The organism is Roseibium sp. M-1, assembly GCF_054515675.1.
Map to the genome: position 1 here is coordinate 6242297 of NZ_CM137257.1, position 11782 is coordinate 6254078.

9 protein-coding genes are annotated in these 11782 nt (G+C 60.7%); 1 reads left to right on the forward strand and 8 read right to left on the reverse strand.

The window, feature by feature from the left end; translation table 11 throughout:
* Positions 1–98 precede the first annotated feature (98 nt).
* The 7 genes from ACX3M4_RS28070 to ACX3M4_RS28100 form a co-directional block, all read right to left on the reverse strand.
* Positions 99–617: a P-loop NTPase family protein gene (locus ACX3M4_RS28070; RefSeq protein ID WP_459356217.1), complete on the reverse strand. Its 519-nt coding sequence runs from the start codon at positions 615–617 to the stop codon at positions 99–101.
* A gap of 161 nt (positions 618–778) precedes the next feature.
* Complete coding sequence (locus ACX3M4_RS28075) at positions 779–2647, reverse strand: tetratricopeptide repeat protein (RefSeq protein WP_459356218.1); 1869 nt, start codon at positions 2645–2647, stop codon at positions 779–781.
* 42 nt (positions 2648–2689) lie between these two features.
* Positions 2690–3331 carry a DUF3540 domain-containing protein gene (locus ACX3M4_RS28080; protein ID WP_459356219.1) on the reverse strand — a complete coding sequence of 214 codons (642 nt, stop codon included), beginning with the start codon at positions 3329–3331 and terminating at the stop codon, positions 2690–2692.
* A 151-nt stretch (positions 3332–3482) separates the two neighbouring features.
* Positions 3483–3887 (reverse strand): PAAR-like domain-containing protein, encoded by a 405-nt coding sequence (locus ACX3M4_RS28085; protein ID WP_459356220.1) that lies wholly within the window; start codon positions 3885–3887, stop codon positions 3483–3485.
* Positions 3887–5008, reverse strand: a complete 1122-nt coding sequence (locus ACX3M4_RS28090; protein WP_459356221.1) for a pentapeptide repeat-containing protein — start codon at positions 5006–5008, stop codon at positions 3887–3889. Before ACX3M4_RS28090 ends, ACX3M4_RS28085 begins: the two co-directional genes overlap by 1 nt.
* Entirely contained in the window at positions 5001–8135 is a 3135-nt protein-coding gene (locus tag ACX3M4_RS28095) for a DUF2169 family type VI secretion system accessory protein (RefSeq protein ID WP_459356222.1), read from the reverse strand. The genes ACX3M4_RS28090 and ACX3M4_RS28095 overlap by 8 nt, the downstream gene beginning before the upstream one ends.
* Positions 8136–8387: 252 nt before the next feature.
* Positions 8388–9308, reverse strand: a complete 921-nt coding sequence (locus ACX3M4_RS28100; RefSeq protein WP_459356223.1) for a hypothetical protein — start codon at positions 9306–9308, stop codon at positions 8388–8390.
* A 388-nt stretch (positions 9309–9696) separates the two neighbouring features.
* On the opposite strand from ACX3M4_RS28100, the gene ACX3M4_RS28105 reads away from it, so the two are divergent.
* Positions 9697–9855 carry a hypothetical protein gene (locus ACX3M4_RS28105; protein ID WP_459356224.1) on the forward strand — a complete coding sequence of 53 codons (159 nt, stop codon included), beginning with the start codon at positions 9697–9699 and terminating at the stop codon, positions 9853–9855.
* Between the two features lie 102 nt (positions 9856–9957).
* Here ACX3M4_RS28105 and ACX3M4_RS28110 read toward each other — a convergent pair whose 3' ends face one another.
* Entirely contained in the window at positions 9958–11514 is a 1557-nt protein-coding gene (locus tag ACX3M4_RS28110) for a 2-isopropylmalate synthase (RefSeq protein ID WP_459356225.1), read from the reverse strand.
* Positions 11515–11782: the final 268 nt, after the last annotated feature.

Here is an 11782-nt window from a genome sequence, read left to right on the forward strand (position 1 = left end):
AGCGGATCTCGCAGGGCTGAGGACTTGAAGACCTGCATCTGGCAAACGAAGAGGGGCCGCGAGAGCGGCCCTTTTGCGGAGGCCCTGCCGGGATCCCTTCACCCGCGGGACGATCCCTTCAGGTCGGCGATGAACCGGTTCAGTTGCCTGGGGCGGGTAAACACATGGCGGTCGCCCGAAAAGTCTCTGATGCTTGCGAAGTCGCGATTACGACGGGTTTTCCGGTAATTGAGAACGAAGCGGAAGAACGGCCAGTCAAACCGTTCCAGGCAGCCGTCGGGGAGTTCGCCGCCGCGTGTTCCCCCGAGACCGGCAAGTGTCCGGCGCAGCACACGTGCCGCACAGAGGAAGGTCGAGAAGTCCAGATAGATAAGGGTGTCGGCTGCTCCCAGGCGCATGTCCAGGGTGCTGCCGTAATTGCCGTCCATGATCCAGCGCGGGCGGGCGACAAGCTCCTGGATCGTGGCGCGCCAGGTCTCGGGAGATGGGCGCTGCCAGCCCGGTTGCCAATAGTGACTGTCCAGATGAATGACAGGCAGGCCTGTGAGGTCGCTCAGGATCCGCGCAGCCCTCGACTTGCCGGAGCCGGGGCATCCGGCAATCACGACGCGCTTCATGCCCTCCGATGTGCCTGCGCTTGTCACCTGTTCCTTGCCCGCCTCACCGGGTACGTGAACCGTCCGCCAGACAGCATCAATGCGTGACTGCAGACACTTTTCCTTTACCGTTCATAACAGAGATGGCGCTTGATGCGAAGGCAACCGGCTGGGACAGGGGTCTAGAGGACTTCGAGCCGGGCGCCGAGTCTCTCCGAGATTTCGCCTGCCATATCCGGCAGGAGTGTCGCCCAGTGGCCGGAGTGCGGGGCCCGGACGACGTCAAGGCTCGGATACCACAGGCTCCGTTTTTCCGCGGCGTGCCAGTACCAGGGCGCGACATGCGGGACGAGGGCGAGACCCGGCGTGCCGGCGGCACCGGCGGCATGGAGCACGAGGCCGTCGGGGCCGATCACGAAGTCGAGGACATGCAGCAGTGCTGCGAGATCCTCAAGGTGGCCGACATGCAGGCCGGCATCGATGATGCCCTTGTGGCCACTCAGCTGCTGCCGGCTCTGATCCCAGATGGTGCTGACAAGGGTCCCTTGCATTGGTGGCAGCGCCGGAAGCAGGGTTGCCAGGGTCAGGCCTGGAGGGGCTTCGTTCCAGGAAAGGCCTACCCAGGGGCGGGGAAACTCCGCCAAAGCGTTTCGCCACCGCGTCGCCAGATCTTCACGAACCGGCAGGTAGGGAACGGGTCCGGTAAGCCCGCCCCGGATGGATGCCGGCAGGCCGAGCAGCCTTGAGACAGGAAGAGCGCAGGTAATCTCCGGTGCCGGCGGCATTTCGCCGGACATGTCGGTTGGCAGGTATGTGTCATAACCAAATAGCCGGGCCAATTGGGAAAGCGCTGCAGGGCCGGCAACAGGTGTTTGCAAGCCACGACCTGAAGCACCCAGAAAGCGGGCGAGCAGCATGAATTCCAGATTGCTGAGTCCCGGCTCGATCACCAGTGCCGCCGTCTTCAGACGATCCGTCAGTTCATCCGGGGTGATGGACACGTCTTCGGGGAGGTCAAGACTGGCGGCGATCTGCGGCCACTGGATTTCCGGCAGTTTCTCCAGCTGTCCCGTCGAGAGATAGGCTTCCTGCAACAGGCCGAACAGCCGCGTCTGGTCCTGTTCGCTGAGGCGGGCGGTCTCCTGGCAAAGGGGTTCAAGCAGTTGAAGGCTCTTCTCCGTCTCTCCTGCCAGTCCGTAGGCCGTTGCCAGGGCAAACACGGCCTCCATGCGGTTCTTGGCTGTCTTGGCGACGGGGGCAAACTCCCGCAGCGCCTCGTCCGCCTCGCCGCATTCGGTCTTGATCCGCACATAGCTCAACCAGACCGGCAACAGGTCCGGGAACAGGGTCTTTGCGCGTTTTGCCACACGGACGGCTTCGCTCAACTGTCCGTTCGCTGCCGCGTTGTTCGCGAGGGAAAGCATATAATCCGCATTGGCCGGATCCTGCAGATGCGCCGCTTCCAGATAGGGCGCAGCCTTGCCGTGGTCCTGCAGGGCTGTGAGCACCTGACCGACAAGCGCATTGACCGCCGCGTTCCCGGGTGCAAGCGCATGCGCGTCCTGAGCGGCTGACAATGCCGGGCTGAACATGCCATGGGCAAGGTAGAGCCGGGCAATGCCGGTCAGGATTTCCTGCGTCTCGTTCTGCGCCCGGACCGCATTCAAAAGGTCCTCGACCTCGGCAAGGGCGCCGGTGGCGGCGAGGAATTCGGCCTTCAACAGGGCCGCCTGCACGTGCAAGGGATCGAGGGCACGGGCGCGGTCGACGAGACGTTCGGCCTCTTCCGCCTTGTCGCCGATAAGAGACACCCTGGCGGCAAGGGTCAGAAACCCCGCATCCTGCTGGCTGAGCGCCGTTGCCCTGGAAAGCAGCGTCTGAGCGGCTTCAAAGTCGCCATGGGCAAGGCGGGTCTCGATCAGGCCGGACAGGGCTTCGGGATGGCCGGGGGAGACATCCAGAACGCTTTCGAAAAGCAGGGCGGCGTTGTCATGCCGGCCGGCGGCTGCATGGTCCTTTGCCGCCTTCAGCCGGTCGTCCACAAGTAGCATTCAGGCAGCCTTGTTCAAGCAGGTCGGCGTCACACGGTACACCTAGCCGACACTGACGCGTTTGCCGTCGAGACGGACATCTTCTTCGGCAGTGATCAGCGATATCTCGCTGTTCTGTGTCGCGACGCTGTCGATCGTCTGTACCAGGACGCCGGCCTTCAGGGTCTCGGTTTCCTTGATGGCACTGCTCCGGCTTTGCGCCGTGGTGGTGACCGTCCTGGCGTTCAGGATCCGGTCGACGCAGGTTTCGAGCGACTTTGAGAAATTGTTGACCAGCTGCTTTCCGGTCTGCATCAGGCTTTCGGTGAGGACCGTCATCCGGCGTGCGCTGACATTGATGTCCGGCGCGGACAGGGCAAGCGTGCCTTTCGTCTTGAGCGCGACATCCTTGACCCCGGCGACGCCGATTTCGGCGGTCACGGTGGCTTGCCTGGTCAGGACCGACAGCATGAACGCCTGTTCCGGGCCCTGGTAGACCAGCACGGTATCGCCGATCACCGGGGCCAGCAGGCAACTGGTTGCCTGGAGGGCATGGATTTCCTCGCCGTCATGCAGCGTCACCATGGCTTCCTGCTCAGTGACAAGCGCCATGACGGTGCCGGTTGCCAGTCCGGCATCGGCTGGAGGGGCGACGGTTGCCGTGGTGACGGCCGTTTTGGCCTCGATTGATTTTCTCGTGCTCATCAGCGGCTCGCTGTCTTGCGGGAGGGGGCCGGGTCACGCCGGTTTGCCGCGACCTTAGAGGATTGGCCTTACTGTGGCCTGAACGGTAGATCCTGCAACCCACTTATACCTCCGGGAAACGCCGGGGAAAATGCGTTTGCGTTTGTCTCGCTCAGCCACTCGGATTGAGAAGGCGGATCTGGGAGGGGACCAGCGTGGTGCCGACCGAATTCGGTGACAGGCCGTTCTGCGCGGTCGGGTCCATCAGGGCCCGGGTCGCCGGTATGCACTGGATGAAGAACTTCACCGACCCCTTGATGTTGCGGCTGTTGGAACAGACCATGCCGGAGGCAACGCCCGGTCCCGGGCCGCTGATTGTCACAGGCGCGAGGTTGGTCATGTTGTGAGCCGGCATGCACATGATCAGGGTGCGGAAGCAGGTCGGTATCTCCGTCGAGCGCAAACCCATGGAAAAGAGAGGAATCGGAACGGGACCGGCCGGAGTCGTCTGCAGGTAGACATCCGGAACCGCGAAATCCATGCCCGGGATAGGCCCCTGGGAATTGACGAAAGGCATCAGACTGTCCCTCCATTGAGCGGAGCCTCGCCATCGAGGGCGACTTTCTCCGTCCGGTATAGTTCCGCTTTCAAACGTTCAGTATCGGTTTCGATCCGGCTTCCGGATGTGCCGAGCATCACAGTCTGTTCGGTTTTGGCACCATGAAACTTGGTGTAGCTGAAAGCGCTCGCCGCGAGCGAAGCACCGGACAGATCGGCATGCGAGAATTCCGCCTGCCTCAAGTCGCACTCATCGAAAAGGGCGGCCCGGCAATCGGCCTCCTGAAGGACGGCGGAAAACATCTGCGACCTGGCAAAGCGCGCGCCCGGCAGGCTGGCGCCGGCAAAGTTCGCCATCGACAACTGGCTGCCGGACAGATCGACACCGTCCAGCTTGCTCTTGACGAAGCCGGTGGAGTTCGCCGTCACTCCTCTTAAAGATGCGCCCTCAAAATCGCATTCGGCGAAGATGGAGGCGGTAAGGTCGGCGCCGTCGAAATTCGTGCCCTTGAAAGTGCCCTGATGGAAGGTGCAGTGCTGCCAGGCTTGTCCCGACAGATCGAGCCCGGAGAGGTTGGCCTCGGCAAAGAGCGCGATATCGATATGGACGCCGGACAGATCGACGGGCCTCAGGTCCGCTTCGGTCAGCATGAAGTTCGTCAAGGCTGCGCCGGTAAGGCGTGCGCCTCTTATATCCGGCGCGACGAGCGCTGCCCGGTAGAAGCCGCAGCCCGAGAAATCCGCGTTTTCGAGTTTCGTCTGCGCGATTGAAACTTCCTCGAAGGTGCTGCCTTCGAACATGCAGTTGCTGGCATCGCCGCCGACGATCTGCAGCTTCTCGACCAGTGTCCCGCGCATCTCGGAGCCCGACATGTCGCAACCGATGAACTGGGTCTTCTTCAGGTCGCAGCCGTTGAAATTGGTGTCTTTGAGTTCGCACGAAATCATCTGTGCATCGGACAGGACGGCATTCGAGAAATCGCAGCCCGACAGGTCGCATTGGATGAAGCGAATGCCGGCCAGGTTCAGTCCGGCAAAGGAAAGCCCGGGCGCTGTCCTCAGCATAATCGGCTGCTCGTGGGCGTGGAACGCCAGGATGTCTTCCAACGATACCGGTTTCTTTTGTGGCGCGTCAGACATTTGCCGGTTGCTCCAGGAGTGTAAGGCCGAGATTGGCCCCCGTCAGATCGCAGCCTGTCAGCTTTGCTTCAAGAAGGTCGGCGGCATAGAGATTGGCGGCGCGCATGGAACATTGCCGCAGATCGACACCGGTCAGGGCCGCCATGAAGAGATTGGCACCGAAAAAATCGCTTCCCTTGAAGTTCGATCTGCCGAACAGGGAATTGCGGAACGACGCAAGGCGGAAGTCGTTGGACTCCAGGTCGCAAGCATTGAAGAAGCAGGCATTGCCCTGTGCCCTGAGGAAACAGCATTCAGCCATCTTTGCGGTGTTGAAGGAGCTTTCCATTGCGTTCAGTCCGGCAAATCGGGACCCTGTCAGATCGCACGCCCCCATCACGCCGACGGACAGCCACTTGCCGTTCCGCCCATTCATTCCGGGAGCCTGGGTTTCCACGAAAGCGACGCGCTCCAGGTCGCTGTCTGAAATGTCCATGCCCTTCATGGACATGAGCACGAACGCGGAGCGCAGAAGCCGCGAAGCCGAGGCCTCGAACCCGTCGGCGCTGCCGGAGAGAAACTGGCAATCCGTGATGCGGCTCTGGTGGAGCTTGAACCCGTCGAGGATGGTTTCCAGAAAGCGCACCTTCTCCAGGTCCGCATTGTTGCCGGTTGCGCCTGCGAAGTCGGATTGAAAGATATGAATGTCGTTCAGCTTCGCGTTATCGAGCCGGAGGTTCCTCGCTTTGACCCTGCTCAGGTTGGCGTGGGTAAGATCGGTACCCGACAGGTCCGCGTTGTCCAGTGTTGCACCGGTGAAAACAGCTCCGGTCAGATTGCATCCGGCAAATCGTGCACCGGTCAGATCCGCGCGTTCAAAAAAGGTGTCGGCGAGATCCCGGCCACTGAAATCGAGCCCGCGCAGATCCGCGCCGGCCAGGTCTGCACCCTTGAAATCGTACCCTTCCCGCAGTTTTCCGGCAACGAAGGCACCGAGACGGATTGCAACGCCCTCCGGCAGCTCCTCCAGTGGAAAAATCGGTGCGGGCGCCTGCTGGCGCGCCATCGCCATGTTTTCATCGATCATGCTCTCCGACTTGTCGAGCTGTTCCAGGGCCGTGGCGATGGAGGAGGGCGCGCCTTCGGCGGGCGATTGATCTGCCGTGGGCTTAAGGTGCCTGGCTTCGGTCGCCTTGCCACTTTCCAGCAACGCATCCAGAAGGTTGTCGAAGTCTTGCTGCGAGCTTTTGGAGGCGCCGGGGCGGGTCAGGCCCTGTTGCAGGCGTTCGGTGACCGCGTTTTTCGCATCTTCGTCCAGAGGGACGGCGGTCGGCAGCACCTCGGTCGGCGCTGCACCCGGGTCGGCCTCCGGCCCTGCGTGATCGAGCCCGGAAAGGTCCATATCCCGGATTGCCTTGCGCATGTCTGCCAGCAGGCTGCCCTCCGGCAGGCGCTGGGCGCGTGCTACGGCTTTCTGGTAGGCTGTTTCGGCCGCCTCTTCCTCCGATGGCGTTCCGAAAAGGTCATCAAGCCCCGTTAGTGCCGCCAGCTGCCTGTCGTCCCCTTCGGAGGCGCCCGAGAAGTTTCCCGATAGACGGTCAGGCGAAGACAACGATTGGCTGCCGATCTGTGCCAGGCTCTCTGCGAACTCCGGTTCGATGCCGATATCGGGAAATCTTGCGACAAGGTCGTCCTCGACGATCGGAACGGCCATTTTCGGTGGCAGGCGATCGGGCGGGAGGGAAGCAACGACTGCCCGTCGCCGCAGTTCGGCCTTCACCATTTCGCGGTCGCGTTTTTCCAGAAGCGCGTCTTCAACAGCCTGGATGTCGTCGAGCAGGGCCGCGAGATCGACTTCGCCATTTTCCAGTTCCTCGGCAGTCGGCTGTGCGACCAGGGGAATGTCGTCCAGAATGTCATTCGGCTGCGGTTGGACCAGATCGCCGGGTAGGCCTTCGTCTTCCAGCATCTTGCGCAGGGCCCAGGTCTGGTTGTCGCTGAATTTCTGCCGGTCGGCCGCCGCCTTTTCCAGCTTGGCCTGGCGTTTTGCACTGAGCACCGCAGGATCGACTTCCGGCATCAACTGGTAGTCGGCAAGCGCGTATTTGTGGCCTTCCTCCTTGGAGGTGCGTTTCTGAAAGACGTCGGCGTAGAAGCTGCCGTCCCGGCGAGGTGCATCGGTGTGCTCCAGGGCCACCATGATGGCGCCGATGTCCTCGGCAAAGCGGTCGGTGCCGCGCACCAGTCCGCGGAAGGTGAGAACCGCTTTCTGCACGTTCGGGAAGAGGGTCACCGTATCGCAGCGCATGGAGGTTTCCATCAGCGCGTCACCGGGGATGTCCTTGTAGAAACAGCGCGCGGTGAGGCGCGGAAGCGCTCCGCCGACAGAGGCTTCGCCCCGGCTCATGCCGGTGATCATGAAGGTTTCGCCGCCGCTGAAGAACTTGTCGAAGCGCTGTTCGGCTGGAGCCTCGCAATGATAGAGGGGATTGAAATCCTCCGGTTTCAGCGGCGAGACATTTTCCATCCAGTACTGGTCATAGGTGCCGAGATACCTCAACCGGGCCGGATCGTCCGCCTGGATCGGGCCGAAATGCACCGGGACCGGGCGGTCGTCGAGGGATTTGATGAGCTGCGCCGGATTTTCCACATTGGGAAGCGGTGCATCGTAGCCAGCATCGACCAGGTTCCGGGCACTGAAGCCCTTGCCGCGCGGATTGGGGGCGTAACCGGCTCCGCCGAAGGCCTGTACGTCGCCGATCGGCATCTTCAGGAAAGGGGCAGGCCGGCTGATCTGCAGGCCCCGGTCGGTCAGCTGCCAGTAGCGGTCACCAAAGACCGCCAGCTGTTTCTGGAATGCGCCGAAGCGCGCCGTGACCGTGATGCCTTCAATCGGGGCGTCGGTTGGCGAGAGCGCACAGCCGGCGATGATGACCTCGCCCTTCGGTTTCAACTGGCCCTTGTCGAAGATGGCACCATTTGGCATCTGCTCCGTCACCATCGGCCAGAGAGCCTGTTCCGTCAGCAGGCGACCTGGATCGGCGAAATCGAAGAGGGCATAGGCGGAAACCGTGGTCAGGGCACCGTCCCGAGACGGTTCAGTCTGGTAGGCTACCGAAACGCGGGTCGGTTTGATGATTGCTGGCAAGCTGCTCTCTCACCGTTTGTTGTCTTTGGACCGATTGCTAACTTCTAGCGTTCCAACTCTCGGTCATGAAGCCCAGTGTGGTGAATTTGAAAACCGCCTCATTTCAGCAGCATCCGCCGGAGCGTTTTTCAAGTTCGAAAACCGCACTAGAAACATAAACTTGCTGGTCACCTTCCTGAAGCTGAAGTTTGTCCGGAGCGTGCCGGCAAATGTGACGAACTTCAGGTTCAGGTGACTGGGGTCAGGTTCGGATCAGACATAGCAGGTGAGGTTGCCAAGCTTGACGTCGCAGCCGGAGTTCTTCAACTCGGCCGTGACAGTCTGGACCTGAAGATTGCCACACATGCCTTTCATGGTGCTGTTCTCAACTTTCAGGCCTTCCAGGCCAACCATGATCTCGTTCAATTCGGCCTTGCAATCGGTCGAGCCGAATTTTGCAGTGACTTTCTTCATCACGATCGTCTTCAGGTCGATCTGGACGCCCTTCCAGTTGAAGCACACCCAGTCGGAGAAGAAGTTGAACTTGTCGAACTGCATCCGTACGCCATAGACGGACTCCATGATGCCACCATAATAGGAGGTCATGTTGAAACCGTAGATGCTCTGGAAATCCCAGCCGTATTTATGGCTCTCGTAGGAATCCTTGTATTTGATCAGGTGCCACTTGTCGTAAGTGTGCGTGGACTTGCCCTTGATCTTGCGCTCCTCGGCATTGCACTCGACCTTCAGCTTGCTGGCGCTGGTTACGGTCATGTCACCTTTTTCGGTGGTGAGGTTGAAGTTGTTCTGGACGGTTGCATTCATGTTGCCGTCGACATCCAGATCGTAATTGCTTGTCTTCTGGTGATAGTCGCCGCTTTCCACATACATCTTTTCGGCGGTCTTGATCAGAAGACGCCCGTCGCAGGACATCAGGATGCCCTGGGAACCTCCGGCAGCGTTGGTATAGACGGAGCTGTCGTTGCCTTCATCGGAGACGTGTTTCGCAGGATAGAGATCCGACTGATGGCCGTGGTCAAAGACCCGCTTCTCGACGTCGGAATATTCCCCCAGCCGCAGGAAGGTGCCGATATTGTCGGACGTCGTGCTCTGGGTGCCTGAGGGAACCAGGTAGAAGATGTTCCGGCCCGGAGGGGGAGCATTGAGGCGGTGAGGGTGAGCGTGTGGGGGCATTGCTCGATCTCCGTGTCGGTTCTTATGTTGTTGGGACCTGACAGCCGAAGCCGCCTTTTCCTTGAAGTGCAGCATGCTCCTCGCCGCATGCGGGAAACGTGATCTACATCACAGATGCGCAAGATTGCATCCAGTCTGTGACAGGGAAGGTTAAAATCCTGTTCGTGTCTACCCGGTCGACCCGCAGACGATCACAGAAAATAACCTTCTGAGCAGTGACTATAACCTTCGTTTATTCGCCAGATCAGCAGACACACGACCGGAATCGGTCGAGCGTCCAAAGCTGATCGACCTTAAAGAGGTAGAGCATCTTCGATGTGGACACATCCGGAGACCTTGTCACAGACTCGTATTATTGCAGTTGAGAGTGGCGACTGGTGTTTTCAAGATGAAGAAATATTCGGAAACAAAAGCGCCGGTTGATTTTGAATTCGTCTGTGGAATAGGGATTTTAAACTTTCAGGTTCTTGAAAACACTGGCCTGAACCTGACCCCTCGTGAGGGTCCGGAGCGTGAACCCAAGACCATGTCACCAGACCGGAAATGACAAACCCCTGAAGGGAACCTTCAGGGGTTTGACTGTTTCATTCATGAAGGCCGCGTCCGGTTTTGCCGGGTCGGGTCATTTGGCCAACGCCCTATTGCTTCCTCAGACGGCGGCCAGGGCGCCCGGGTTGCTGGTCTGCTGGCGCAGGGCCAGCTTGTTCATGGCCGACACATAAGCGCGTGCGGAGGCGACCAGGGTGTCGGTGTCCGCACCCTTGCCGGTGGCAATGCGCCCGCCGGCTTCCAGCCGCACCGAGACTTCCGCCTGGGCGTCGGTGCCTTCGGTAACCGCATGCACCTGGTAGAGGGACAGCTTGGCCTCATGCGGCACGATCAGCTTGATGGCGTTGAAGGTCGCGTCGACCGGGCCGTCGCCGGTGGATTCCTTGGTGATGTGCTGGCCGTTGACATCCATGGTCAGGATGGCCTTCTGCGGACCGCCGGTGCCGGCGATGACTGTCAGCGCGATCACCTTGGTGCTTTCGCCCAGGATGTTGATCTCGTCCTCGACCAAGGCTTCGATGTCCTCGTCATAGACGTGCTTCTTGCGGTCGGCGAGATCCTTGAAACGGCGGAAGGCGTCCTGCAGGGCGTTGTCGCCCAGTTCGAAGCCCAGTTCCTTCAGCTTGTCTCGGAACGCATGGCGGCCGGAATGCTTGCCCATCACCAGCGAGGTCGACTTCACGCCGACATCCTCGGGCCGCATGATCTCGTAGGTCTCGGCATTTTTCAGCATGCCGTCCTGGTGGATACCGCTTTCATGGGCGAAGGCGTTCTTGCCGACGATGGCCTTGTTGTACTGGACTGCAAAACCGGAGGCACCGGCCACCATCTTGGAGGCTCGGACCATGAATTTCGGATCGATCCCGGTCACATAGGGCAGCACGTCCGCGCGGGTGCGGATTGCCATCACGATCTCTTCCAGCGCCGCGTTGCCGGCCCGTTCGCCGAGGCCGTTGATGGTGCATTCGATCTGGCGCGCACCGCCGGTGACACCGGCCAGCGAGTTGGCGACAGCCAGCCCCAGGTCATTGTGGCAGTGCACGGAGAAGATCGCCTGGTCGGAATTCGGCACCCGCTCGCGGATCTGCTCGAACATGGCCTTGTATTCGTCCGGCGTCGCATAACCGACCGTGTCCGGCAGGTTGATCGTGGTCGCACCGCATTTGATGGCGGCTTCAACGCAGCGGCACAGATACTCGATCGGCGTGCGGGTGGCATCCATTGCCGACCATTCGACATCGTCGATCAGGTTGCGCGCACGGGTCACCGTGTCGGTGATGATCGCCAGAACTTCCTCTTCCGTCTTGTTCATCTGAAACTTCAGATGGATCGGCGAGGTGGAGACGAAAGTGTGGATGCGGCCCTTCTCGGCATGCTTCACGGCTTCGCCGCAGCGGTCGATATCGGCGTGGATGGCCCGGGCGAGGCCGGCAATGACGGAGTTTTTGGAGCGCTTGGCGATCTCGCTGACGGCCTCGAAGTCGCCGTTGGAGGCGATCGGGAAGCCGGCCTCGATGATGTCGACGCCCATTTCGTCGAGGATCTCGGCGATCTGCAGCTTCTCTTCCAGCGTCATGGACGCGCCGGGCGACTGTTCGCCGTCGCGCAAGGTGGTGTCGAAGATCCGGATCTGGTCCTTCTCGGAGGTGGCAGTCATGTCGTTTCGTCCCTGGCTTGGATCGGGCCTTTGTAGTCGCAAAGTGGAGAAAAGGCGAGGCGCGATCCGATGTCTGATGCGGTTCTTTAGAAACTCTCCCCTAAGTGCCCGTTCCGCCTAATTCAAAGCGGAGCAGCCGACGCTCAGGGGCATCTAAGAAGGAGGAGATCGCCAAGTAGAATAAGGCCGCCGCGCAGGGGCTGCGCGCTGGTGCAAGAACCGGAAATGTCGCAAACCGCGATCATGGGTCTCAACTGGCCTTTGGTCG